The sequence below is a fragment of the Flavobacterium sp. WC2421 genome, from assembly GCF_040822115.1.
Classification (GTDB): Bacteria; Bacteroidota; Bacteroidia; order Flavobacteriales; family Flavobacteriaceae; genus Flavobacterium.
In genome coordinates, this window is record NZ_CP162004.1 from 3,618,394 (window position 1) to 3,644,038 (window position 25,645).

The 25,645-nt window shown below is 31.4% G+C and carries 22 protein-coding genes; 8 read left to right on the forward strand and 14 right to left on the reverse strand.

All coding sequences use genetic code 11. The features are described 5' to 3' along the window. Positions 1–27: 27 nt before the first annotated feature. On the reverse strand, positions 28–531 hold the full coding sequence (locus tag AB3G33_RS15420; protein WP_367771252.1) for a hypothetical protein: 504 nt from the start codon (positions 529–531) through the stop codon (positions 28–30). A gap of 11 nt (positions 532–542) precedes the next feature. Continuing rightward, the gene (locus tag AB3G33_RS15425) at positions 543–1,307 is read right to left on the reverse strand and encodes an MBL fold metallo-hydrolase (protein WP_367771255.1); all 765 of its coding nucleotides are present in this window, start codon (positions 1,305–1,307) and stop codon (positions 543–545) included. Between the two features lie 96 nt (positions 1,308–1,403). Here AB3G33_RS15425 and AB3G33_RS15430 point away from each other — a divergent pair, with 96 nt between their 5' ends. Beyond that, entirely contained in the window at positions 1,404–2,864 is a 1,461-nt protein-coding gene (locus AB3G33_RS15430; protein WP_367754412.1) for a TonB-dependent receptor, read from the forward strand. 71 nt (positions 2,865–2,935) lie between these two features. Here AB3G33_RS15430 and bcp read toward each other — a convergent pair whose 3' ends face one another. Beyond that, entirely contained in the window at positions 2,936–3,388 is a 453-nt protein-coding gene (gene bcp / locus AB3G33_RS15435; RefSeq protein ID WP_367771258.1) for a thioredoxin-dependent thiol peroxidase, read from the reverse strand. 335 nt (positions 3,389–3,723) lie between these two features. Between bcp and nth the strand changes: the two genes are divergently transcribed. Beyond that, positions 3,724–4,374, forward strand: a complete 651-nt coding sequence (gene nth, locus AB3G33_RS15440; RefSeq protein ID WP_367754416.1) for an endonuclease III — start codon at positions 3,724–3,726, stop codon at positions 4,372–4,374. A 276-nt stretch (positions 4,375–4,650) separates the two neighbouring features. Here nth and AB3G33_RS15445 read toward each other — a convergent pair whose 3' ends face one another. From AB3G33_RS15445 to AB3G33_RS15455, 3 genes are all read right to left on the reverse strand, one after another. Then, positions 4,651–5,235: an RNA polymerase sigma factor gene (locus AB3G33_RS15445; protein ID WP_367754418.1), complete on the reverse strand. Its 585-nt coding sequence runs from the start codon at positions 5,233–5,235 to the stop codon at positions 4,651–4,653. A gap of 317 nt (positions 5,236–5,552) precedes the next feature. Next, a complete protein-coding gene (locus AB3G33_RS15450; protein ID WP_367754420.1) occupies positions 5,553–6,308 on the reverse strand; it encodes a family 16 glycosylhydrolase in 756 nt (251 codons plus the stop codon). Between the two features lie 6 nt (positions 6,309–6,314). Then, complete coding sequence (locus tag AB3G33_RS15455) at positions 6,315–6,488, reverse strand: fibronectin type III-like domain-contianing protein (RefSeq protein WP_367754422.1); 174 nt, start codon at positions 6,486–6,488, stop codon at positions 6,315–6,317. Between the two features lie 282 nt (positions 6,489–6,770). Here AB3G33_RS15455 and uvrA point away from each other — a divergent pair, with 282 nt between their 5' ends. Continuing rightward, positions 6,771–9,557 (forward strand): excinuclease ABC subunit UvrA, encoded by a 2,787-nt coding sequence (gene uvrA, locus AB3G33_RS15460; protein WP_367771261.1) that lies wholly within the window; start codon positions 6,771–6,773, stop codon positions 9,555–9,557. 83 nt (positions 9,558–9,640) lie between these two features. Here uvrA and AB3G33_RS15465 read toward each other — a convergent pair whose 3' ends face one another. From AB3G33_RS15465 to AB3G33_RS15485, 5 genes are all read right to left on the reverse strand, one after another. Next, positions 9,641–9,937 (reverse strand): hypothetical protein, encoded by a 297-nt coding sequence (locus AB3G33_RS15465; protein WP_367754426.1) that lies wholly within the window; start codon positions 9,935–9,937, stop codon positions 9,641–9,643. Between the two features lie 380 nt (positions 9,938–10,317). After that, positions 10,318–11,787 carry a lipopolysaccharide biosynthesis protein gene (locus AB3G33_RS15470; RefSeq protein WP_367771264.1) on the reverse strand — a complete coding sequence of 490 codons (1,470 nt, stop codon included), beginning with the start codon at positions 11,785–11,787 and terminating at the stop codon, positions 10,318–10,320. Between the two features lie 36 nt (positions 11,788–11,823). Beyond that, a complete protein-coding gene (locus tag AB3G33_RS15475; RefSeq protein WP_367771267.1) occupies positions 11,824–13,116 on the reverse strand; it encodes a glycosyltransferase family 4 protein in 1,293 nt (430 codons plus the stop codon). Between the two features lie 51 nt (positions 13,117–13,167). Next, positions 13,168–15,597, reverse strand: a complete 2,430-nt coding sequence (locus tag AB3G33_RS15480) for a YfhO family protein (RefSeq protein WP_367771270.1) — start codon at positions 15,595–15,597, stop codon at positions 13,168–13,170. A 49-nt stretch (positions 15,598–15,646) separates the two neighbouring features. Next, positions 15,647–15,928 (reverse strand): DUF4834 family protein, encoded by a 282-nt coding sequence (locus AB3G33_RS15485; protein ID WP_367754434.1) that lies wholly within the window; start codon positions 15,926–15,928, stop codon positions 15,647–15,649. 132 nt (positions 15,929–16,060) lie between these two features. Between AB3G33_RS15485 and AB3G33_RS15490 the strand changes: the two genes are divergently transcribed. The 4 genes from AB3G33_RS15490 to AB3G33_RS15505 all read left to right on the forward strand — a co-directional run bounded on the left by AB3G33_RS15490 (position 16,061) and on the right by AB3G33_RS15505 (position 20,175). Continuing rightward, positions 16,061–17,026: a transporter gene (locus tag AB3G33_RS15490; protein WP_367771273.1), complete on the forward strand. Its 966-nt coding sequence runs from the start codon at positions 16,061–16,063 to the stop codon at positions 17,024–17,026. 192 nt (positions 17,027–17,218) lie between these two features. Beyond that, positions 17,219–18,412 carry a C10 family peptidase gene (locus AB3G33_RS15495; protein ID WP_367771276.1) on the forward strand — a complete coding sequence of 398 codons (1,194 nt, stop codon included), beginning with the start codon at positions 17,219–17,221 and terminating at the stop codon, positions 18,410–18,412. Between the two features lie 13 nt (positions 18,413–18,425). After that, positions 18,426–18,932 carry a hypothetical protein gene (locus tag AB3G33_RS15500; RefSeq protein WP_367771278.1) on the forward strand — a complete coding sequence of 169 codons (507 nt, stop codon included), beginning with the start codon at positions 18,426–18,428 and terminating at the stop codon, positions 18,930–18,932. A 124-nt stretch (positions 18,933–19,056) separates the two neighbouring features. Continuing rightward, the gene (locus AB3G33_RS15505; protein WP_367771280.1) at positions 19,057–20,175 is read left to right on the forward strand and encodes a GTP cyclohydrolase; all 1,119 of its coding nucleotides are present in this window, start codon (positions 19,057–19,059) and stop codon (positions 20,173–20,175) included. Positions 20,176–20,247: 72 nt separating this feature from the next. Here AB3G33_RS15505 and AB3G33_RS15510 read toward each other — a convergent pair whose 3' ends face one another. Continuing rightward, positions 20,248–20,715 carry a hypothetical protein gene (locus AB3G33_RS15510; RefSeq protein WP_367771283.1) on the reverse strand — a complete coding sequence of 156 codons (468 nt, stop codon included), beginning with the start codon at positions 20,713–20,715 and terminating at the stop codon, positions 20,248–20,250. Positions 20,716–20,821: 106 nt separating this feature from the next. Beyond that, positions 20,822–22,084 carry an aminotransferase class I/II-fold pyridoxal phosphate-dependent enzyme gene (locus AB3G33_RS15515; RefSeq protein ID WP_367771286.1) on the reverse strand — a complete coding sequence of 421 codons (1,263 nt, stop codon included), beginning with the start codon at positions 22,082–22,084 and terminating at the stop codon, positions 20,822–20,824. A gap of 227 nt (positions 22,085–22,311) precedes the next feature. Here AB3G33_RS15515 and AB3G33_RS15520 point away from each other — a divergent pair, with 227 nt between their 5' ends. Beyond that, positions 22,312–23,115 (forward strand): NYN domain-containing protein, encoded by an 804-nt coding sequence (locus AB3G33_RS15520; protein WP_367771288.1) that lies wholly within the window; start codon positions 22,312–22,314, stop codon positions 23,113–23,115. Here the strand turns inward: AB3G33_RS15520 and AB3G33_RS15525 are convergent. Then, the gene (locus AB3G33_RS15525; RefSeq protein ID WP_367771291.1) at positions 23,112–25,496 is read right to left on the reverse strand and encodes a 7TM diverse intracellular signaling domain-containing protein; all 2,385 of its coding nucleotides are present in this window, start codon (positions 25,494–25,496) and stop codon (positions 23,112–23,114) included. The genes AB3G33_RS15520 and AB3G33_RS15525 overlap by 4 nt on opposite strands. Between the last annotated feature and the right edge of the window lie 149 nt (positions 25,497–25,645).

Sequence of the window (25,645 nt, forward strand, 5' to 3'; positions counted from 1 at the left end):
AAGGTTCCAAAATTGGAACCTTTTTTTTTAGCGTTTTTGATATAATAAAGACTGAATCACCTCAAATGAAATCGTTTCATCTTGATTTACAAAATACTTCAGTAAAACTTCTCCCCAAATTTCACCATCGCTATAATCAGCGATAATCCATCTGTGATTTAAGACTTTCACTTTGTTGATTATAAATTTATTAGCCCCTATTTGATCTTGTCCTACGTAAGGATTCCCTTTTGGATTTGAATTTAAATCCATCAATTTCTCTTTCACATAAGGAATTAACTTTTCATACTGGATTGTTTTTTCGGAACCTGAAGTATCAAAATAGTTTTGTGCATTTTCATTTTTTTCCAATGAAAAATAGTTCGCATCAGTCAATTTTGCCGTTACCGAATTCAAACTGTCTTTTAGTTTTTTGGTCGTTTTTTCGTATCTATGTTGCTCATATTCTACTTCTTTACTTAAAAACATGTAGGTATAGACGTTTAATAATGCAATAAGAATAAAGGCATACAGCAATAATGATTTTTTCATTTTATATTTAATTAAATTGTAATTTCTAAATTGTCAAAAGCAAGATAGACGTTTTTAGGTAATTTTTTTTGCACATCCTCATGAAACCCTAGTAAATGACTAATGTGCGTTAAATAGGCTTTTTCTGGATTAACCAAAGCAATAAAATCTAAAGCTTCTTGTAAGTTGAAATGAGAAAAATGATGTTCTTCTCGCAAGGCATTTATAACTAATACTTTTATGCCTTTTAATTTTTCAGTCTCGACATCTTCAATAGTTTTAACATCTGTCAAATAAGCAAAATCGTCTATTCTAAAACCAAAAACTTGAAGATTCCCGTGCATGACATTTATAGGAATTGCTATTTTATCACCAATAGGAAATGGTTGGTCGTTGATTATTTCAATTGTCTTTACAGAGGGTGCGCCAGGATACCGATTTATGGTTTCAAAAACATAATCAAATCGTCTTTTTAGATTCTCAATTACCCTTTGATGTGCATAAATAGGAATTTCTCCTTGTTTAAAATTAAAAGGTCGAATATCGTCTATACCAGCAGTATGATCCGAATGTTCATGAGTAAATAGGATTCCATCTACTTTTTGACAATTTGAAGTAAGCATTTGCTGTCTAAAATCGGGTCCGCAATCGATAACGTAAGAATAAGAATCCCACGAAACCCAAACAGAAACACGTAACCTTTTATCCTTATAATCAGTACTTTTACATACTGGATGGCTACTCCCAATTATAGGAATTCCTTGAGAAGTACCAGTGCCTAAAAAATATACCTTCAAATCTATTTTATTTTTTTACAAAAATAGGATTAATTATCTTTCATAAGAAACCTATTTCATTAACTTTGTACATTATTAGCCATATTTAAAATAAAAATGGATACTGCAATAAAACTAAAAGGTGACAAAGTCATCGAACAAATACCTTCAATAAAAGATAAGGCACTCCGTATTAATTTGAACGAAAATATATATGGAACTTTTGCCGAAATTGGAGCTGGACAAGAAACGGTAAGACACTTTTTTAGATCTGGTGGTTCTTCAGGAACTATAGCTAAGGCTATGTCTGCTTACGATAAAGACTTTAGTGATGCGATATATGGCACTGAAAATGATGGGCGTTATGTAACTGAAAATCGATTAAAAAAGATGTTAACTTTTGAAGGAGAGTTAATTGAAGAACGATTAAGTAGAGAAAAGCACCCTAATAAAATGTTTTTTAGTTATGCTAATACTGTAGCTACTATTGACTTTGCAAAGCAATTCAAAGGACATGGATGGGTTGGTATTCGCTACCAAATTGAGCCTGATGAAGATTATAATGAAATTACGCTTCATATTCGTTTTAAAGAAACGGATGCACGGTTACAACAAGAAACATTGGGTATTCTTGGAGTAAATTTAATATATGGTGCTTTTTATAAATACAACGACCCTAAGCGATTGTTGCGTTATTTATACGATCACCTTGACAAAGACCAATTAGAAATTGACACCATTAATTTTTCTGGACCTCGTTTTGCTGATGTTGACAATCGTTTGATGAGTTTACAATTAGTGAAAAACGGAATGACTGATGCTGTAATGTTTGACCCTAACGGTAAAAACATTCTTCCTGCCGCCATATTATACAAAAAGAACATCCTAGCATTGAGAGGAAGTTTCCGTCCTGTAACTAAGGTAAATATGGACATGTATGAGAAATCATTAAAAATGTTCATTGAAGAAAATAAAGTGGAAAAAGAAAATACATTAGTTGTATTTGAGATTACACTTTCTAATCTTCGTTCTGACGGAGAAATTGACGAAAGAGATTTTATGGATCGTGCTGAATTACTTTGTTCATTAGGACAAACAGTAATGATTTCTAATTTCCAAGAATATTATAAAGTAGTAGAATATTTTGCTAACTATACTAAAGCTCGAATGGGGCTTGCTATGGGAGTAAATAATCTAGTCGATATATTTGATGAAAAATACTACCGTCATCTAAGTGGTGGAATACTTGAAGCATTTGGAAAATTATTCTATCGCGATATGAAAGTATTCCTATATCCTATGCTAGATGAAAATGGAGATATTGTTACATCAGAAACACTAAAAGTACACCCAAGAATGAAAGAATTGTATAAATTTTTTAAATTCAACGGAAAAGTGATTGACATTGACGATTATGACCCTGAGAATCTGGAAGTATTCTCTCGTGAAGTACTTAAAATGATTAGTGATGGAAAACCAGGTTGGGAACCAATGCTCCCTTCTGGTATTGCGGAAATTATTAAAGAACATCATCTGTTTGGGTACAGCCCAAATAAAGTTTTAAAGGAAAGTAATTAATTTAAAACCAGAAAAAAGAGCCAAGAAAAAGACTACGATACTGTCTATTTCTTGGCTCTTTTTTTATCTGCTTATTTCAGTATTTGATCAGCATGTTCTTTCGTTTTCACTTTTTCAATTACTTCATCAATAATTCCATTTTCATCAATTACAAAAGTGGTTCTATGAATTCCATCGTATTCTTTGCCCATAAATTTTTTAGGTCCCCAAACACCAAAAGCTTCAATAACTGATTTGTCTTCATCGGCCAATAACGGAAATGGAAGTTCATATTTTTCCTTGAACTTGGCTTGCTTGGCTTGAGCATCAGCACTTACACCTAGCAAAGCATAATTATTAGCTTCAAAACGCGAAAAATTATCGCGTAAATCACATGCTTCTGCGGTACAACCTGGCGTACTTGCTTTTGGATAAAAGAAAACCACTAGCTTTTTTCCTTTATAATCGGCTAATTTATGTGGTTTTCCATCTTGATCTACTCCTGAAAATGCAGGCGCTTTATCTCCTTTTTTTAATGTTGTCATCGTTTTATTTTTTTTACCACTAAGATCACTTGGATTTTTCGCTAAGTTCACTAAGCTTTGAATGAAAATTTTATTATTTATGAATTCTTTTTGTTTGTTTTTTTTTAACCGCAAAGTTCACTAAGAGTTTTATTGCGTTTCTATTTGAAGCCCCAGATGGAAGTGAAAAGCCCGGACTGAAAAAAACTATTTTTTTCTTGTCAAGAAGAGCGACCAGAGGAAGCTCCTTATTTGACATTAGAAAAAATGTTTTTTAAAGGAGGACTTATAACGAACAGCTGGATTAGGCACATCCTAAAAATTATTCTATTTTTACAAGATATAAATTTACAAAAATGACCAAGCAAGAACGTGTAACATTTGTTATAAATACGTTAAAAGAATTATACCCTACGATTCCAATTCCGTTAGATCATAAGGATCCTTATACTTTATTGATTGCTGTTTTACTTTCGGCACAATGTACAGATGTTCGTGTGAATCAAATCACGCCTTTACTTTTTGCTAAAGCGGACAATCCGTATGATATGATTAAAATGTCAGTCGAGGAAATTAAGGAAATTATTCGGCCTTGTGGGCTTTCGCCAATGAAATCGAAAGGCATTCATGGTTTATCTCATATTTTAATAGACAAACACGGAGGCCAAGTACCACAAAGTTTTGAGTTTTTGGAGGAATTACCTGCCGTAGGGCATAAAACAGCAAGCGTAGTGATGTCACAAGCTTTTGGCGTTCCCGCATTTCCTGTAGACACACATATTCATCGCTTGATGTACCGATGGAATTTGACTAATGGTAAAAATGTAGTTCAGACTGAAAAAGATGCAAAACGCATTTTTCCAGAAGAAATTTGGAATGATTTACACCTGCAAATTATTTGGTACGGAAGGCAATATTCGCCAGCTAGAGGATGGGATTTAGAAAAAGACATTATTACTAAAACTGTAGGACGCAAATCTGTTTTAGCAGCGTACTATAAAAAATAAATTTCCCCAATTTGAAAATCAAAATAGGGAAATTTACTTCATACAAGTCATCTTAACTTAACCTTGTATATTGCTTTTAAAAAGCTAATTAGCTATTATTTCGAAGCTTTGATTCTTTACATTTATGATGCTCAAAGCTTTTGAATAATTCAATAAAAAAGAAACGATTTCTTTTTTTGGCTTCATTGTCGTGGTAACAAATGAATTCTTAGAGTAAATTTTTGCCATGTTATACTATTTGTTTTCTAATACAACGTTGCTTTTATTAATTTATTGTCAATTAGTTAAAACTATTTGATGTTTATCAATCACTTTTCTCAAATTCATTAAAGCATAACGCATTCTCCCTAAAGAGGTATTTATGCTTACGCCTGTAATTTCTGAAATTTCTTTAAAGCTCATATCCTGATACATTCTCATAACCAAAACTTCTTTTTGATCGAGCGGTAATTCCTCTATTAATTTTCTGATGTCCTGCTCAACTTGCGCTGAAATTAATTGATTTTCAATTGTGGGAGAATCATCAGACATGATTGAAAAAATAGAAAACTCCTCTGTTTCTCTGAATAGGGGCATTTTTTTATTTTTTCTGTAATGATCAATGATAAGATTATGAGAAATTCTCATTACCCACGGCAAGAATTTACCTTCTTCGTTGTAAGAGTTTGATTTTAATGTTTTGATTACTTTAATAAAAGTGTCCTGAAAAATATCATTAGAAATATCTCTATCAGAAATCTTGGAATAAATAAATCCAAAAATTCTTGATTCATGCCTTTTTATTAATGTAGCCAAGGCATTTTCATTTCCTGATACATAATTTTGTACCAATAAAGCGTCTGGAAGTTCTAAATTAGCCATAGTTTTACCTTTTAGTTTAATTAAAAATTTTTCGAAATTTTTCTAAAAAAGTAGTTTTATGTATAGGCTAATTGTAGTTTTGTGTTAATAGATTGGTCAAATTTAACAAATATTTACTTGAAATTACAACTAAAGTTAAGAAAAAAATAACGCATTATATAAAAAATTCTTACTAATTGTTGTTTTTTTTTTAACCATCCAAAATTCAAATAATAATTAGCAGTTTTCTTAAACAATAGTCCCACAGTTAATTATAAAAAAAGAGATGATTTTACTTAACTAATATCAGGTCTTTTTTATTAAATATGAATTTAAATTTATTGATACACTTTTATATAATCTAAAATGAATTTTTTAGGAAAAATAGCGTCATCAACTTCAGGTCCACCAAAATTACCTCCAATAGCTAGATTAACAAGAAAATAAAACGGTTTATCAAAAGGCCAAGTATCTTCATTTTTGACTTCTGGATAAAAGGTATAAATCAAGATACCATCAACATAAAAATCCATTTTATCTTTTGTCCAATCGATACCAAATCGATGAAAGCCATCTTCAATGCATTCAATTTTAGTTTTCTTAGAATTTATAGAATTCCCATGACTATCTTGGGTATGTAAAGTGGTATAAACCATCTGCGGTTCTTTCCCAACGTATTCAAGTATATCAATCTCACCTGATTTTGGCCAACCTACTTCATCTATATTAGAACCTAGCATCCAAAATGCAGGCCAGATTCCTTGCCCAACAGGCAACTTAGCTCTAGCTTCAAAATAACCATACAAAAATTCTTTCTTGTCTTTCGTTGTTATTCGGGTAGAAGTGTATTTATTACCTTCTTTTTTAGCGGTAATTACTAGATTCCCATTTATTAATTCATGGTTCTCATTGGTATATAATTGCCTTTCATTATTACCCCATCCGCAATTAGGACAACCATTACCTAACTCTATGTTCCAAACTTTTTCATTTAATGATTTTCCTGAAAAATTTTCTTCCCAAACTAATTTTCGTTTGCCTTGCTGAGCAAAACCCAATTGCCCAATTATCAATAAGATTAAAAATTTATTCATTTCGTATTAATTAGTATATTGAAAATTAGATTCTAAAGTTGTAGCGGAGTTTCCTCCTATAAAAATCTTAAAATCACCCACCTTTGCTTCCCATTTAGAATTAGCAGTATAATATTGAATTGTATTTTGATTAATTACAAAAGTCACCGTTTTGGTTTCATTTGGTTGTAATTCTATCATCTCAAAGCCCTTTAGTTCTTTAAGAGGTCGAGCCACACTATCTAATGGACTTGTTTTGTTATTGTCCAATGTATTAATAACAATAATTTTTTGTTACAATTTATAAGTGTACTAACTCCTTTTCATTTATCAAAAGAGCTATCGCTTTTTTAACCCCGTCTAAAATAACAATATCATTCCATTATTTTCATCAAAAAGTTTGTAATTCCTAAAATTTGTGAATTGTTCACCCGCTTTTCCCCAATGAAAAATGATTACTTTTGTAAAAATATACCATTTCTTATGCAAGTTGATTTTTCCAAAATAGACCCCAAAAAAAACATTATAATTAAAGGAGCCGAGGTACACAATTTAAAAAGTGTAGATGTGGTAATTCCTAGAAACAAATTGGTAGTTATTACTGGACTTTCTGGTTCTGGAAAATCGAGTTTGGCTTTTGATACTTTGTATGCCGAAGGACAACGCCGCTATGTAGAAAGTTTATCTTCCTATGCAAGACAATTTCTTGGACGATTAGACAAGCCAAAAGTAGAATACATCAAGGGCATTGCTCCCGCTATTGCCATTGAACAAAAAGTAAATACGACAAATGCACGATCTACCGTTGGAACTTCTACGGAAATTTATGATTACATGAAATTGCTTTTTGCTAGAATTGGGAGAACATTCTCCCCTATTTCTGGTCAAGAAGTAAAAAAAAATACCGTTACAGATGTTATTACTGATGTACAAAATTTTACCCTAGATAGTAAATGGTTGCTTCTCGCTCCCATTCACCTAGAAGAAGGTAGGAAACTAGAAGACAAACTAAAGGTATTGTTACAACAAGGTTTTTCAAGAATCTTAGTTGACAATACAATGGTTCGTTTGGACGAAATTGATCAGCATTCATTAGATAATAAAGATATAACCCTTATTATTGACAGAATTGTAGTTAAAGAGGAAGAAGAGTTTTTTAATCGTCTTGCTGATGCCGTGCAAACCGCTTTTTATGAAGGAAAAGGAATTTGCTATTTACAGGAGTTAAACTCTGAAAAAAGATATTCTTATTCTAATAATTTTGAATTAGATGGAATAACTTTTTTGGAGCCTAATGTTCATTTATTCAGTTTCAACAATCCTTACGGAGCTTGTCCTGTATGTGAAGGATATGGAAACATTATAGGAATTGATGCTGAATTGGTTGTACCCAATACCACTTTATCAATATTTGAAAATGCTATTTTTCCTTGGCGTGGGGAAAGTATGAGTTGGTTTAGAGACGAATTAGTTAATAATGCATATAAATTTGACTTTCCTATCCACAAACCATTTTTTCAATTAACGGATGAACAAAAAGAATTAATCTGGACGGGTAACTCCTATTTTCAAGGACTCAATGATTTCTTTAAAGAACTAGAAGAAAAAAATTATAAAATTCAAAACCGCGTCATGCTTTCTCGTTACCGTGGTAAAACCAAATGCCATTCTTGTAAAGGAAAACGACTTCGAATTGAGGCCTCTAATGTAAAAATAAATGATAAAACGGTTTCGGATTTAGTGGATTTACCTATTAAACATTTAGTTGCTTTTTTTAAAGATTTAAAATTAGATGTTTATGAACAACAAATTGCTAAACGCTTGTTATTGGAAATCAATAACAGATTATCATTTTTAACCGAAGTAGGGTTGGATTATTTGACATTGAATCGAAATTCATCTACGCTATCAGGTGGTGAGTCGCAACGAATTAATTTAGCCACCTCTTTAGGAAGTAGCTTGGTTGGTTCCATGTACATTTTGGACGAACCTAGTATTGGGTTACACCCAAAAGATACAGAACGCTTGATAAAAGTATTGATTTCATTACGTGATTTGGGAAATACTGTAATTGTGGTGGAACACGATGAAGATATTATGAAAGCAGCCGATATGATTATCGATATTGGACCAGAAGCAGGAACCTTTGGCGGTAAATTAGTCGCGCAAGGAACCTATAACGAAATCCTGAAGTCAACTTCTTTAACGGCTAAATATTTAAATGGCGAACTCGAAATCGCGGTTCCCAAAAAACGAAGACCATTTAAGAATTTTATAGAAATAAAAGGAGCGAGAGAAAACAATTTGCAAAATATTGATGTTACTTTTCCATTGGATGTATTAACGGTTATAACGGGAGTTTCTGGAAGTGGAAAAAGTACGCTTATTAAGAAAATTTTGTTTCCGGCGATGCAGAAAAAACTCGACAATGCAGGTGAAAAAGCAGGTCAGTTTAGTGAAATAAAAGGTTCGTTTTCACATATAAAACATATCGAATATGTGGATCAAAACCCAATTGGGCGAAGTTCCCGTTCTAATCCAGTAACCTATATCAAAGCATACGATGACATTAGAGAATTATTTGCCAAAGAAAAGTTATCTAAAATAAGAGGGTATCTACCCAAACATTTTTCTTTTAATGTAGATGGCGGCCGTTGTGAAACCTGTAAAGGAGAAGGTTCTATTAACGTTGAAATGGTATTTATGGCCGATGTACAATTACCATGTGAAACTTGTAATGGAAAACGATTTAAAAAAGAAGTCCTTGAAGTAACATTTGTAGGCAAAAATATACATGATATTCTAACACTGACTATTGATGATGCTGTCGCTTTCTTTGAAACTAATCAGCAACATAAGATTACTCAAAAACTAAAACCGTTACAAGACGTAGGATTGGGATATGTTCAATTAGGACAGTCCTCATCCACTTTGTCTGGTGGAGAAGCACAACGAATAAAACTAGCTTCTTTCCTGGTAAAAGGCGCTACAAAAGACAGAGCACTATTCGTATTTGATGAACCTACGACAGGATTGCATTTTCATGATATCAAGAAACTATTAGCGTCCTTTGATGCTTTAATTGAAAAAGGACATTCCATACTTGTTATTGAACACAATCTAGACCTAATTAAATGCGCCGATTGGATTATTGATTTAGGTCCTGAAGGTGGGGAAAATGGAGGGAAACTTTTAGCAGTTGGAACACCTGAACAAATTGTAAAAATAAAAGAATCAGTTACAGGTAAATATTTAAAAGATAAAATATAAGCTTTAAGATTTGAGCAAAAAAAACTCCTATTCTGTTTAAAATTAAACAAGAATAGGAGTTTTTCTATTTTATAGACTAATTATTAACTAAAGCATTTATCTTCAAATGGATTACCATCTTCGTCAATAGCAATTAATATTACTTTTTCTTTATTAGACACACAATACAAATAAAACCATGGCAATGACCACAGTCCAAAAGTGATACATGAAATTAAAAAATTGAAATTATGGTTCACTTTTTTCCCCTTCTTTGATAAAACAGCAAAAGGTAATTTATCATTTCTTTCCACTACAGTAAAACCATTATTCATTTTTTCTTTCAAAATTTTTGTGAATTTAGAAAAGTTTTCTTCTGGAGTAATTGTATTAATTTTCATCGCTATAATTGTTTTTATTTACCTAGTAAAATCGTCAACGGATCCTTTTATAAATAGGATATAAAATTAAACAGTTTTTCTAGTTGCCACAATACCCACTTTTAGTGATATTTCAAAAAACTTTGCAAAGCATTAGAATCTGTTCTTACTAATTATTTACAAATGTATTTCTTATAAAAAGATAAAATATTACAAATTAAAACTATAAGTTTATAAAATTCACAGTAATCTAAAACACTGTATAGCATTAATTTAACGAGAGATACAAGAGATACAAATAGGATTAAAAAAAGCAACTACAATTTGAGTTGTAGTTGCTTTTTTTAAAAAATTAATCAATCTGAAAAATATTTTTTAGATCCTCAAGATTTCGGGCCTAATTATATATTTATTTTTAACCTTTTTAAAAGATTATTTATCACTTGATTTATTTCGTTAGAAATGACAAATTTATAATTAAGGTAAACATATGAAATAGTTACCAGAATCGATTTTAACCCTATTGCAATAATGGGATTAAAGGGAAATTGCCAAAAATAAAATAATACAAATAATACAAGTGTTAGTGCCATTGAATATAAAGTTTGGTTTGTAAAAGGATACAAGTGCAATCGTTTTACTACAAACATTAATTTTGCCAAACTATATAACGTGATGGATAATAAAGTCGCAAAAGCAGAACCCAAAATTCCATAAATAGGAATAAAAATCATATTTAATCCAATAGTTAAAAAAACCAGTACTACTCCTAAAAACAAAACGGCACGATAGTATTTTGTATTGAAAATTATAGCATTATTGTTCCCCAATATTAAATCAAAATACTTGGATAACCCAATCATAAAGACAACTAATATACCACCGCTGTATTCCTTTGGAACCATTTCATACAGTTGACTTATGTTCACAAAAATGCACAACATTACAAACCCACCCACTACTTGTAAATTAATAGACGTTTTCTTGTACAAACTATTCATTTCTTCATGCTTGTCTTCGTGCATTAATTTTGCAGTTATTGGATACACAATTTGATGCATTGCACGACTAGGAACAGAAATAACTAGTGCAATATAGGTTGCCACAGAATAATAAGCTATATTTTCAATTTTAATGTATTGATTGAGCATTAGTTTATCAATATCTAAAAGTAAAGTAGCTACACTTCCAGATAAAATAATAAAAAAAGTATAGACCATAATTTCCTTCGCATTATGTGGAATGGAAAATTGAAAATTAGGTTTTTTTAAGTAAAAGGCATACAGCATTGTTACAATAAATGCAACAAAATAAATCCCTGCGGTAACATACACAAATTGAATAACCGAAATCCAATTATAATAAACTCCAACCAATGTCAATAATGAAAACGAACGCAAACCAACTTCTTTAATAAAATTACCAAAAACTGAATGCATATGAACCCTAGCCCATGCATAAAATATTTCGAAATAAGCCATGCATAAACCCGTAAATGGTATCAACCACAAATACTCTTTTACTATTGGATTTTCTTTTGATAAAAATTCTGAAATATCACTATAAAAAAACAATCCAATCAATAATAAGGGAATCGATAATAACAGTGGAAACAATACTGTAAAAGACAAAAATTTAGATTCTTCTTGTTCTGTTTTACATTGAGAATAAAATTTCACCAATGTATTTTGCATTCCAAAAGCCAAGAGCGGCATAATAATACTGGAAGCCGAAAGAACATAATTAGTTAGTGCATAATAGGTTGCCCCAAGAAAGAAAGGATACAAGTAAATTGTATTTACAGCCCCAATTCCAAAACCAACATAGGTTATTACTGTATTCTTTAAAGACTGATTTAATACTATTCCCATTCTTTACTATTGCGAGACACCAATAATCTCTTTATGTTATTTATTAAGTAGCTGTACTAATTCTTTAGTCAAGTTTTTTCTGGAATATTTTTGCAAACCCACACCATTGGATTTTAATTTACCTTCTAAAAACTGATTATAAAAGTCCAAAAGTACACTTTTTAACTTCTCTTTTTCAGAATAGTTAAAGAACACTCCTGTATTCGTATTGGTAATAATTTCGGCAAAATCAGAATCTTTTGGACCAATCGCAATAATGGGTCTATTAGAAACCATATATTCGAATAATTTTCCAGGAATAATACTCTTAGTATCTTCAGAATCAATTTCAATCAGCAATAAAACTTGTGACTTTTTTTGATGAACAATTGCTTCCCCATGTGAAACATATCCTAAGTTTTTCAAATAAGGAACTAAATCAAAATTTTTAATTTCATCCAATACTTCTTGACTAACAGCCCCAATTAATTTTATTTCTAAATGTCTTTTAAAATCAGGTATTTCGTTCAGTAATTCTTTTATACTTTCCCATAAAATAATTGGATTTCTTTCGGACAAGAATGAACCAATATGAGCCAAGCTAAACTTAGTATCTAATTCCTGATTTGCTATGGTTTCCACGTCATACCCATTGGTAATTACTTCAATCGGCTTTGTCGTTATTGCTTGAAATTCAGCTTTTGTAGTTTTACTGGTAACAATAATAGTATCTGCAGTATTCAAAACCTGGTACTCCAAATCTTTATGTTTTTTTGCAGCATAATTCGATAAACGAAGTGATTTATGATATCCTATAGTGGTCCACGGATCACGGAAATCAGCAATCCATTTTAAATTTAGTTTTTGTTTTAATTCTAATCCTATAAGATGTAAACTATGTGGTGGTCCAGAAGTAATAATAGTATCAATAGTATTCTCGGCAATGTATTTTTCTAAAAAAGAAACAGACGGTTTAACCCAAAATACACGAGCATCAGGAATAAATAAATTACCTCGAATCCATAGGAACGTTTTGTCTAAAAAAGACTGTTTTTTTTGATTTGGAATTATCCCTGAACTTATCTTTTTGGTTTTAGATCTAGAAAAAAAAGATGCCAATTGATATGGCTCAAAAATTTTATGTTTTAAAATAACTGTAGCAGCCGAAACTTCTTTTTCTAAATCGGTATCCACAATAGGATACGTTGGGTTTTCAGGAATGTAAATGATGGGTTGAACTCCAAATTCTGGTAAATATTTTACAAATTTCAACCAGCGTTGCACACCTGGACCTCCAGCTGGTGGCCAATAGTACGTTATAATTAGAACTTTTTTAGTTTCAGCTTCCAAGTTTATAGTTTAAAGTTAAATAGATTATTCTATCTGCAAAATCTGAAATCGTTAATCAACAATCTTAGATCCATTTTTTCTTTCAAAATAAACTCCGCCTATTACCAATAATAACATTCCAGCTAAACTAATTAATGTTATAATACTTCCGGTTTTAATTACTTGTGGCTCAAATTTGAACTCAATTGTATGTTCTCCTCCCGGTACAATCATGGCTCTCAATACATAATCAACAGGAAAATGATCTGTTTTAACACCATCAATATAGGCATTCCAACCATTTTCATAATAAATTTCAGAGAAAACGGCTAGACCTTCTTTTCCATTTGTAGATGTATACTTTATATAATTAGGTTTGTAAACCTTTAATTTAATAGTCCCTGAAGTATCTAAGTTTCTTTTTAATCTGGCATTTTTAAATTTATCTCCATACAGATGAATATTGAAAATAGCGGCTCTTTTTGTATCGATTTTATCCAACATTTTCATTTCATCATTGGCTTTATTCACCAACTTAACATCATTTACAAACCAAGCATTACCATTGGCATCTGGATTAACAATTGGAAATTCTTTTCCTTCCTTATCCGTTTGAATGACATACTTTACATTTAGCATATTCAGTATATCCAAATTGTTTTTAGCCAGCTGATAATCAAATAATTGTTGCACTCTTCTAGGCCTTACAGCACTATACCCTCCAATTGACTTATGAAAATAAGAAGTCCTTGCTCCCATTAAATCTCCAGCCTCAAAAACACGGTAATGAGTAGTGTCCTTTAAAATTTGAGTATCAGAAGGTTTTTCATGGAAAGGAACTTCAACATCTCTTCCACTAACAAAATCTTTAGCTGAAACATATTTTTTATCTACAAAAAACAAATCCGAGACCATAAATAATCCTACCAAAATGATAGCGGTATTTTGAGCTATTTTATTTTTAATGAATAACCATAAAACGCCAGCTACTAATAGAATAAAAAATCCAGATCGCAACAAGTCCGCACTATACAAACTCATTCGGTCGCCTTTTAGTGCCTCTACAAATTGTGGTCCGTAACTTTCTAAATAATACCCATCATTTGCGCTAGAAAAGCTAAACATGCTTTTACATAAAAACAAAATCAAAATTATTCCTAAACCTAAAGTTCCTGATTCTAATAACCCTTTAGTTTGTTTCTCTTTTTCTAATTTAAAGAATGATTGCAACCCCATTATAGCTAAAACAGGAAAACACAACTCTAGTATAACTTGTATTGATGAAACAGCCCTAAACTTATCATACATAGGTACATAATCAATAAAAAAGTTGGTCAGTAACGGGAAGTTTTTACCCCAAGAAAGTAACAATGATACAACTGCTCCTGAAAGAAAAACATATTTAATTTTACGTTCATCAATAAACAAAGCTAAAATTCCTAAAAAGAAAACAACAACTCCTATATAAGCAGGTGCTGCAACAATAGGCTGGTCACCCCAATAGGTAGGTAGTCCCATTGTGAAATCGGCGGCTTGCCCTTCTGGAACGCCCTGACTAATCATGAATTCATACATTTTACTATCAGTCCCAACTGCTTCATGATTAGAACCTCCAAATAATCTTGGAGCTATCAAATTGAAACTTTCAGTAACTCCATAACTGTATTCAGTAATATAATCACGTGTCATAGCACTATTGGTAGTGTTTTTAGAACCATCAGGATTGTATGTTAGTTCACTTTTCCCACGAATACTAAAATTTGCATATTCAGAGGTTGCTAAAAGATTGGTAGCATTAGCTCCAATAGCAAAAATACCAGCAACGGCTAAAACTCCTAAAGATTTTAAAATTGCATTATACTCCTTGATTTTTACATCCAAATAAATAAAATAACCAGAAAGTATCAACAAGAATATTAATAAGTAATAGGTCATTTGAAAGTGGTTTGCATTTATTTCCAATGCAGTTGCAAACATAGTAAGCAATCCTCCAACAACATATTTTTTTCTATAAACCAAAATAAATCCAGCAATCACAAGTGGCATATACGCAATCGCATGAGCCTTGGCATTGTGACCAACACCCAATATTATAATTAAATAAGTAGAAAAACCAAAAGCTAAAGCACCAAAGAAAGCTTTTAACGGATCCGTTTTAAGAACTAATAACAGTCCGTAGAACCCCAGAAAGTACAAAAATAAATAATCGGCAGGACGCGGTAAAAATCGTAAAACATCATCTATTGCCCCAATAAAATCATATGGATATTTAGCTCCTAATTGGTACGTAGGCATCCCTCCAAATGAAGAGTTCGTCCAATATGGCTCTATATGATCGGAGGCTCTAAAGTCATTTTGCTCCTTAGCCATTCCAGTATATTGAGCAATATCTGATTGGTAAATTTGTTTTCCCTGTAATACAGGATAAAAATAAAGAAGTGAGACAATTAAAAAACCAACAATGGCTAGCGCGTGAGGATAGAACTTATTTACTATTTTCAATTTTCGAGAGTTTATTTTTTTAAATATGTGTATGTAAACGAGGACAAATTTAATCTATTTCTTCGTAATCAACATATTCTCCTACTTTTTTAGTTTCCCGAGGATTTTTTTCGTTTTTAGTATCATAAATCACTTCATCATTCGTTGGTGATTGATTCCATGAAGTACCCTGAGAACGTTGCTGTTCCTGTTGAAAATTTTGCCCTGCTTTTTCCACTACTTTTTTAACTAATAGAGGCAAAAATAACTTTGCTAAAAACTTAAATATGTAATAGAAAGCAAGTATGTAAAACAATGTTCTTATAAAACCTGTAAAAGAGGCAGTTTGCATAATATAATATTTTTTACAAAATTAATAAATCCATCCCGAAACTTCGGGACAAAATTAAAATATCATTCTTAAATAAATGATAAAATATAGTACATTTGAAATGCGTTATTACTTTTAAACCCAAAAAATAATATGTCAAAACTCAAAACAGCCCTTCTTTTTGTCCTAATTACACTTCCCTGTTTTAATTATGGACAGCATACCGATCAAATAAATTCTAATAGACCCGGCAAAAGCATGTCCGCATTTGCAGTAGGAAAATCAGTTTTCCAAATTGAATCGGGACTATACGGAATTAAGGAAAACCACAGATTGCTTGGATATGATGCCAAAGGTTTTGGTTTAGATTTCACCCTTAGATGGGGATTGTTCATGGAAAAATTAGAATTAATAGCAGATTTACAATATCAAAATGAAAAATTTACAACACCTTATAGTGTTGTCGATAAAAAAGCATTAAAGCAAACCGTTTTAGGTGCAAAATATCTAATTTACGATCCATTCAAAAATTATGAGAAAAAAGTAAACATTTACAGTTGGAAAGCCAACCACAAATTTGACTGGCATCAAATGATTCCTGCCGTATCTATTTTTGCTGGAGCTAACCTCAGCTTTTCTGATAATCCGTATTCTTTCACTAATCAAGCCAGTATTTCTCCAAAAATAATGCTGATCACTCAAAATCATTTAGGTGACGGTACTTGGGTTTTTGTTACTAATATTATAGCTGATTACATTTCAACTGATTATCCTAGTTATGGTTACGTTTTAACTTTAACCAAAGGATTCAATGATCAATGGTCTGGATTTGTCGAAAATCAAGGCTTTAAAAGTGATTTTTACAGCGATGCTATTGTTCGTGGGGGAGCAGCCTATTTATTAAATAAAGACATGCAAATTGACGCATCGATAAGCACTAATTTTAAAGATACGCCAACCGTTCTCTATGGCGGAATTGGTTTTTCTTGGCGCTATGATGCCAATTATCAAGAAGTTAGAATGAGTCTTGACAAAGGCGGAAATAAAAAAACGAAGTCTCAAAAGAAAGTAGAGAAAAAGAATAAAAAACGCAAAGACGAAATAGAAAACACACAATAATATTTCGTAATTCAATAAAAATATAAGAAATATTTTACTAGAATATATTTATCATTAAGATAATTAACTACATTTGAAACACTTAAATACCACATTTTAATTTTTTAATGATAACAATTAAACTATATAAAATGAAACAAAACAAAACAGAACAGAACAGAACAGAACAGAACAAGTTATAAACTTGTCAAAATGTTGAAAAAATCAACATTACTATTGTTTTTAGGAATTACTTTTTTAATTTCTTGTAGTAAAGACGATAATCGAGATCGTAGATTATACACTTCTAATGAAGTTAATAAAAGTACGACTATTGATATCGCTCAATATTTTTTCAAAAACAGTAATTCTAAGGCTGGCAAAGGAGTAGATAATACAAAGACAATTAAAGACATTACCACCTACAAAACGCTTAAAAACGAAACTGCTTTTTATGTGATTAATTACAACCAAGGTGGTTTTATAGTAATAGCTGCAGATAATAGAATTAGTCCCATTTTAGCATTTTATGATATTGGCAAATTTAACACAAACCTTACCGAAACGCCAGAGCCAGTTATCGAATGGATGGAAAGCGAAAAAGAGCAGGTTCAATATACTATAGACCATAATCTTAAACAGAGTAAAAACATTGCTTTAGAATGGAGAAAAATAACAACTGACATCAATGAAACTGGTCCAAGCCAACCATTAAAAAGTATTACGGGAAGAATAGATCCAGACCCAACTCCTTGTGCAGATTTATATATTACTAAAGGCCCTTTACTAAAAACATCCTGGGACCAATGGGGTAATGGTTTTAATAATTTAATTCCATATGATTGCCCTTCTAACCCTGGAGGAAAAGCACCAACTGGATGTGTAGCAACTGCAATGGCACAAATACTATTCTATTTCAAAAAACCAAATACTTACAATTGGTCAAATATGCCCACAACATATGGAACTTATGATACTCAACTTTTAATGAAAGATGCTGGTTTATCGGTAAATATGCAATACAACTGTGAAGGTTCTGGAGCATACGCGATAAATATTGTTCCTGCTTTAAAAAATACTTTTGGATATTCGAATGCATCATATACTACAACTTATAGCTCAACTCTGATTACTGATAATATCGACACTAATAAACCTGTCTTACTAGGAAGATTTCCATCCTCTGGAAGTGGACATGCTTGGGTTTGCGACGGATATCAAAGAAACACATATTATGAACGAGACAATCTTGGAAATTGTACTGGATTTGCTACAACTACATTATATTTAAATATGAATTGGGGATGGGGAGGTCAGAACAATGGATATTATGCATATAACAATTTTAACCCAGGAACTTCTTCTTATAATAACAATCGTACTATTATATACAATATAACACCTTAAAATCTAATTTATTATGAAAAAAATTTTTATTCTTGCTGCCGTAATACTATATATTTCCTGCAATAACGATGTTGAAAGCAAACAGGCTACCTTAATTTCTGCGAATATCAATGTGTACCTTAAAAATAGTGCTGGTGAAAACATTTTAAACACAGATAAATATCCCGAAAATAACATTAGTATAAAATACCTAATAGCTGGAAAAGAACTTGGTTATGGTTATGATACACCCAGTGCTATACTAGACAATCCTAAAGGTTTTTTTCTTGGCATACTGTCTGAAAACGAAACCGGAAAAGGAATGCGTGTCTTTTTAAATAGCGATGCTTCCGAAGAGTATCCTATTACTTATATTCATTGGAATTCTATAGAAACTGATATTATCAAAACAAAATATAAAAGAGGAAATAGAAATGATGGTACTTACGTTATATTAGAAAAAGTTTGGTTAAATGATGTTTTAGTTTGGGAAGTTGAAAAACAAGGTCAAACAAATAATAATATCACGATAGTCAAATAAAATAAATAGCTATTTTCAAACTCAAAAGCCCATTAATTTGGGCTTTTTTTTATGTCGTATTTTTTAATTCTTAGAAAGATAGCTATATTCGTGGTATCGTCTTAAAAACAAAACATTTTTCTTAATGATTACAATAAAAGAAGCCATTACAAAAAAGGAAATGACGGATTACATCAAATTTCCTTTTTCCCTCTATAAAAACAACGAATTCTGGGTTCCACCCATTATTGCTGACGAACTAGAATCATTTGATAAAGCTAAAAATCCTGCATTCGAAAATGCCGAAGCGTATTTTTACATCGCCTATAAAAACAATGAAATTGCAGGTAGGATTGCCGCAATTGTGAATTGGAGCGAAGTAAACGATCAACAAAAAAAGAAAGTCCGTTTTGGTTGGTTTGATGTTATAAATGATATCGAAGTGACTAAAGCCTTGCTTGAAAAAGTATACGAATTAGGCCGAAAAAACAATCTAGAACATGTTGAAGGCCCAATGGGTTTTTCTAATTTAGATAAAGTAGGAGTGCTTACTGAGGGATTTGACCAATTGGGAACTATGATTACTTGGTACAATCACCCGTATTATGCAAAACACTTTGAGCAATTGGGTTATGTAACTGAAAAAGAATACATAGAAAGTAAATTCCCTTTTGAAAATGTAAAACCGGAATTTTTTGAAAAAGCTAATGATTTAGTAAAAAGAAGGTATCAATTAAGTCCGCTTAATTTCAAGACTACTAAAGAGGTTATGCCGCATGTAGATAAAATGTTTGATTTATTCAATGCTTCTTACGCTTCTTTATCTTCATTTGTTGCTATTTCAGATACTCAAAAAGAATATTTTAAGAAAAAATACATCAGTTTAATCAATCCGGAATATATTAAATTTGTGGAGGATAAAGACCATAATATAGTTGCTTTTAGTATTGTTATGCCTTCTTTTTCTAAGGCGTTACAAAAAGCAAATGGTAAATTATTCCCTTTTGGATTCATCCATTTACTAAAAGCTAAAAAGCAAAGTAAGGATATGATTTTTTACCTCATCGGTGTACATCCTGATTTTCAAAACAAAGCAGTTACCGCTATAATATTCAATGAATACTATCATACGTTCAAAGAAAAAGGTATTGTAAACTGTTTCAGAACACCGGAATTAGCAGATAATATTGCAATTCATAACTTATGGAAACATTTTAAACCCGAAATTCATTGCCGTAGAAAGACTTTCCGAAAAAATCTTTAATAAAACAATAAATAGAAAATCCATCAACACAGCTGATGGATTTTCTATTTATATTTGGTTACAAACACTGAATTATATTTTACAATCTACTTTTGATAAAACCATACTGTCATCAAAATTTAATTTTTTCACATCTTTAAAGATTACTTCCCCCTTATTATCATCTATAACTGCTCCGTACCCTTCCACATAATTATTCCCTTTTTTCAAGAAAACAACTTGACGAATTGAAGTTACACCTTCGGACATGAAAGTATAATCGGCATAAAGGGTATCCTTTTTTATTTCCCCAACCAATGTTCCAAAATTTTTATCCTTTTCATAAAAAACATAACTTAATTTCCCTGAAACCTGTTGATCTCCCTTAATATTCAAAGTCATATAAACCGTATCTTTTTTAATAACGGCGCTATAACATTCCTGAGAACTGGATGTATCAACAACAGCCTTTTCTGGTAGAGTTGTAGTCTCTTTTTTTTCTTTTTTACAGGAAACAAAAACACTCCCTAATAAAATACTTAATAAAATTACCTTTCTCATCAATCATTTAGTTTTTATAAATGTACAAATTCTTACATTAAATGAGTCCAAAAAAAAAAACATCAGCGATTGCTGATGTTTTTTATACTATTATAAAAGTAAAGAATTAAGCGTCTAAATCTACTTTAGTTCTAGATGCAATTTCTTTGTAAGTACCGTTTTCTAACTTTTCACGTATTGCTTCAAATGCTACCAATGTTTCATCAATATCTGATAATGTATGAGATGCTGTAGGTATCATTCTTAACAAGATAATCCCTTTTGGAATCACCGGATAAATAACAATTGATAAGAAAATACCGTAATTTTCTCTTAAATCATTTACCATAACCATAGCTTCAGGTACACTTCCTTCAAGATAAACTGGAGTAATACAGGTATTTGTATCACCAATATTGAAATTTCTTGAACGCAATCCCGTTTGCAATGCATTTACGTTTTCCCAAAGTTTATCTTTCAATTCTGGGTGGTTACGCAACAATTCTAAACGTTTCAATGAACCCAGAGTTTGGATCATTGGCAACGATTTAGCAAACATTTGAGAACGCAAATTGTATTTCAAATAATCAATAATTTCTTTATCCGCAGCTACAAAAGCACCAATGTTCGCCATTGATTTTGCAAAAGTTGAAAAATAAACATCAATATCATCTTGAACTCCTTGCTCCTCACCTGCTCCAGCTCCTGTTTTACCAAGAGTACCAAAACCATGTGCATCATCAACTAGTAAACGGAAATTGTATTTTTGCTTCATAGCAACAATCTCTTTCAATTTTCCTTGTTGTCCACGCATTCCAAAAACACCTTCAGTAATAAATAAAATACCTCCACCAGTGGTTTCAGCCATTTTAGTAGCACGTTGCAGGTTTTTTTCCATACTTTCTAAGTCATTGTGCTTATAAGTAAAACGTTTCCCCATATGCAAACGTACACCATCAATAATACAAGCATGTGAATCAACATCATATACAATGATATCATTTTTAGTAACCAAAGCATCAATAATAGACACCATTCCTTGGTAACCAAAATTCAATAAATAAGCTGATTCTTTCATTACAAAAGCAGCCAATTCTTCCTCTAATTGTTCATGGTATTTCGTATGTCCACTCATCATTCTCGCTCCCATAGGATAGGCTGCACCAAACTGAATTGCTGCATCTGTATCCGCTTGTCTCACCTCAGGGTGATTCGCTAAACCTAAGTAGTCATTCAAACTCCAATTCAAAATATCTTTTCCGCCAAACTGCATTCTAGGCCCTAATTCTCCTTCTAGTTTTGGAAAAACAAAATATCCCTCTGCTTGTGAAGCCCATTTTCCTAATGGCCCTTTATTGTTTTGAATTCTTTCGAATAAATCCTTTACCATAATATATTTAAGTAATAATTTTAATTTTAAGAAGTTGCAAAAATAAATATTTATATTTTATAAAAGTCTTGAAAGTAAATTTATTTTTTGTAGCTATTCCTGCTATTCACTATATCTTTTACTTTTTTAAAGAAAAAAAGTAAAAGGATGCCGTTCCTATCAGGGCTAAAAATTCGATTCCAATAATAAACTTTGTATATTTGAATAATATTTCAACTCAATTATAGATGTCACAAAATCCAACAGAATTAAAACTAGCTGTCCTTATTGACGCTGATAATGTTCCTTATAGTAATGTAAAAGGAATGATGGAAGAAATTACGAAGTACGGAACTCCAACAACCAAACGTATTTACGCCGACTGGACGCGTCCAAATGCTGGAGGATGGAAAGGGGTTTTATTAGAACATGCCATTACTCCTATTCAGCAATACAGCTATACCTCTGGAAAAAATTCTTCTGACTCTGCTTTGATAATTGACGCCATGGATTTATTGTACTCCGGCAAACTAGATGGTTTTTGTATTGTATCTAGTGATAGTGACTTTACACGTTTAGCCATACGCCTGCGTGAATCGGGTATGAAAGTAATAGGAATTGGAGAACAAAAAACACCAAAACCTTTTATCAGTGCCTGTGACCGATTTGTATTTATTGAAGTTTTGGATGGCGCAATCAAGAAAAACACTCCTAAAAGAGTTTCAAATACGGAAACGAAAAAAATAATTGAAAAAAGCACTGAAAAAGCAGCCGAGAAAAACACTCAAAAACCACTGAGTAAAATTGACGAACCTACAATTGATCTTATCGAAGACTCCATTGATGACATTGCTGATGATAGTGGCTGGGCTTTCCTTGGCGACGTAGGAAACCTCATTGTTAAGAAAAAACCTGAATTTGATCCTAGAAATTATGGTTTTCCAAAACTAACTCCCATGTTAAAATCCCTAACTGATATTCTAGAAATTGACGAAAGAGATTCTGACAAGAAAGGAATTAAACACGTATATGTACGCTTGCGTTTTAGTTAAACTAGCTTTTTTATCGCCTGATACAACGTTTCCTTTTTTATAGGTTTTGTTAAATAATCATTCATTCCTATTTCTGTAACTCTTAATTTGGTGCCTTCCATAACATCCGCTGTTACCGCTATGATAGGAATGTTTGCATACGCTGAACCTATTTCACCATTACGTATCGCAATTGTTGCCTCATAACCATCCATAACAGGCATTTGCAGATCCATTAAAACAATATCAAAAGTATTGGTTTTGAAAGCATCCAATCCCTCTTGTCCATTATTCGCATAAACAACATTTGTATTCAACCATTTTTTAGTAATCATCTTAATCACCATTTGATTAATTGAATTGTCTTCAACCACTAAAATTGTTTTTCCCTCTAAATCATACACTTCAGGTTCAGCCGAAACTACATCCAATTTTGGTTGCTCCACACTTTCAAAATCAATCGTAATTTTACAAGTGGTTCCTTTACCTGGGTAACTATTCATTACAATAGTTCCTCCTTGCATATCAACCAACGTTTTTACAATATAAAGTCCCAATCCTAAACCGCCAAATTTCCTTTTATTATCAATACTATTTTGAGAGAATGAATCAAAAATACTATCCATTTTTTCCTTTTTAATACCAACACCGGAATCAGATATGGAAATAATCAAACTCACCTTATCATCTGGTTTAATTTGAGATTCAATATCGAAATTTACAAAGCCTTCGGAAGTAAACTTAATAGCATTACTTATTACGTTATTTACTATTTGTGAAAACCGCATTTCATCTCCCTTAACTAAACGTGGAAAGCCCTCTCTTTTAGAAAAATTAAACTCTAATCCCTTGTCTTTTGATTTTAACTCTGCAGTTTCTTTAATTCGCTCCAAAGTATGCAAAGGATTGAAAGGCACACTTTCTAATCTCAATTCGTTCTTTTCAATTTTTGAAAAATCAAGAATATCATTTACGGAGCTTAATAAACTATGAGAAGAATACTTTATAACCTGACAGTTTTTTTTGATTTTTTCATCCTCCACATCACTTGAAACTGAATCAATTAAATTCATTATGGCATTCAAGGGCGTTCTTAATTCATGACTTATATTCGATAAAAAATAAGATTTCAAATCATTCATTTCTTCTGAACGAACCAAAGCCAGGCGATTTAATTCATTTTTTTCGTTTTTAAGATTTCTGATTAAATTAGACATCGAAAGCGAAAGAAAAATTATTTCTAATCCAGTTCCAAATTTCGAACTGTTTTGAGTTATAAAATTATTAGGCACCATTCCAAAGTTATTCAGGATAAAAACGGTGAACCCAAGAATTAAAAAGAATATACCAATTGTAAATAAAGAATCAACCTTCTTTTTTTTATAATAAAGGTAAATTACGGAACAAACAATTAGAATCAAAAATATTAGTGCCAGCACATTTACAGCTATATAACAAAATGATAAAGTGGCAGGAATAAAAAGTGTACAAAGAAACAAAACCCCTAACGTAGCATAACTAACATTAAATAATCTATAAAAAGATTTACTGTTATCTTTTATTTTCAAGAAAACTTCACTGTATTTACCTGATAAAAAAGCAGCGACAATAGCTAATAATAAAACAGCATGATTTGAAAACCATCCTCCATTTGGGGTGATGTATTTAAAGAAAAAACCATCTAAAGAAAACTGCAATAAACCAACAAAAACTACATATAAACTATAATATAAAAAAGTTTTTTCACCCAATGCAAAAAAGAAGAAAAAGTAAATTATTGCTGCAATTGTTAATATTCCATAGAATATACCAAATAGAAACTGCTCATTTGAAATCATGTCTATAAAACTCCTAGAAGTATATAACATCAAAGGCATTTTTAATACCTCACCATCACTTTTAAGATGCAAAAACATTTTTATTTTCGCTTTTGGTTTGATTATAATATTAAAAATCGACTTCCGATTGTCAAAAGAACGCATTGAGAAAGGAATATTATCTCCACTTTGTTGCTTTAAAATCTCTCCCGTTGACTCGTCTATAAGGAACAATTCAACCACATCAGTTATCGGGCGAGCCGTTTCGAGGTAATAATTCAAAACAGAATCACTATCGTTTTGAAGCTGCAGTTTCCCCCAGTAATTATCATTTGTAAAACCTAAATCCTCATTTTTAGTCTTTAATGCTTGAGGATGTAAAGAATCATAGTTTGAAATTATATATTCTATGTCAAGAGTCTTATCGCCTACATTTATTATCGATGCCTGTTTATGCAACGAAATGACATTAGGTAAATCATTAGAATGAAATACGTATTGAGAATAAGAATTTGTTAAAAAAAAGAAGAATAAAAAGAAGAATATTTTGGATTTACTTTTTGTGGTATTATTATACAATCTCATATCTTGACCTTTACTATTTATTAATATACGTAATAAAATATAGTTTAGTTTTATTGCAAATATATTGAAAAATAAAAATAGATATTTTTTCAATAAAATCTTACATAAATCAATAAAGAAGCTATATTCTTCTTAATTTAGTGCTCCCA

What these genes read in the sequence shown, in the direction of transcription:
- AB3G33_RS15520 (WP_367771288.1), top strand. Translation starts at nt 22,312, where the DNA reads ATGTCACAAAATCCAACAGAATTAAAACTAGCTGTCCTTATTGACGCT.
- AB3G33_RS15450 (WP_367754420.1), bottom strand. Translation starts at nt 6,308, where the DNA reads ATGAATAAATTTTTAATCTTATTGATAATTGGGCAATTGGGTTTTGCT.
- AB3G33_RS15455 (WP_367754422.1), bottom strand. Translation starts at nt 6,488, where the DNA reads ATGATAGAATTACAACCAAATGAAACCAAAACGGTGACTTTTGTAATT.
- AB3G33_RS15465 (WP_367754426.1), bottom strand. Translation starts at nt 9,937, where the DNA reads ATGAAAATTAATACAATTACTCCAGAAGAAAACTTTTCTAAATTCACA.
- uvrA (WP_367771261.1), top strand. Translation starts at nt 6,771, where the DNA reads ATGCAAGTTGATTTTTCCAAAATAGACCCCAAAAAAAACATTATAATT.
- AB3G33_RS15430 (WP_367754412.1), top strand. Translation starts at nt 1,404, where the DNA reads ATGGATACTGCAATAAAACTAAAAGGTGACAAAGTCATCGAACAAATA.
- AB3G33_RS15510 (WP_367771283.1), bottom strand. Translation starts at nt 20,715, where the DNA reads ATGAGAAAGGTAATTTTATTAAGTATTTTATTAGGGAGTGTTTTTGTT.
- bcp (WP_367771258.1), bottom strand. Translation starts at nt 3,388, where the DNA reads ATGACAACATTAAAAAAAGGAGATAAAGCGCCTGCATTTTCAGGAGTA.
- AB3G33_RS15515 (WP_367771286.1), bottom strand. Translation starts at nt 22,084, where the DNA reads ATGGTAAAGGATTTATTCGAAAGAATTCAAAACAATAAAGGGCCATTA.
- AB3G33_RS15490 (WP_367771273.1), top strand. Translation starts at nt 16,061, where the DNA reads ATGTCAAAACTCAAAACAGCCCTTCTTTTTGTCCTAATTACACTTCCC.
- AB3G33_RS15495 (WP_367771276.1), top strand. Translation starts at nt 17,219, where the DNA reads ATGTTGAAAAAATCAACATTACTATTGTTTTTAGGAATTACTTTTTTA.
- AB3G33_RS15470 (WP_367771264.1), bottom strand. Translation starts at nt 11,787, where the DNA reads ATGGGAATAGTATTAAATCAGTCTTTAAAGAATACAGTAATAACCTAT.
- AB3G33_RS15500 (WP_367771278.1), top strand. Translation starts at nt 18,426, where the DNA reads ATGAAAAAAATTTTTATTCTTGCTGCCGTAATACTATATATTTCCTGC.
- AB3G33_RS15525 (WP_367771291.1), bottom strand. Translation starts at nt 25,496, where the DNA reads ATGAGATTGTATAATAATACCACAAAAAGTAAATCCAAAATATTCTTC.
- nth (WP_367754416.1), top strand. Translation starts at nt 3,724, where the DNA reads ATGACCAAGCAAGAACGTGTAACATTTGTTATAAATACGTTAAAAGAA.
- AB3G33_RS15485 (WP_367754434.1), bottom strand. Translation starts at nt 15,928, where the DNA reads ATGCAAACTGCCTCTTTTACAGGTTTTATAAGAACATTGTTTTACATA.
- AB3G33_RS15445 (WP_367754418.1), bottom strand. Translation starts at nt 5,235, where the DNA reads ATGGCTAATTTAGAACTTCCAGACGCTTTATTGGTACAAAATTATGTA.
- AB3G33_RS15420 (WP_367771252.1), bottom strand. Translation starts at nt 531, where the DNA reads ATGAAAAAATCATTATTGCTGTATGCCTTTATTCTTATTGCATTATTA.
- AB3G33_RS15505 (WP_367771280.1), top strand. Translation starts at nt 19,057, where the DNA reads ATGATTACAATAAAAGAAGCCATTACAAAAAAGGAAATGACGGATTAC.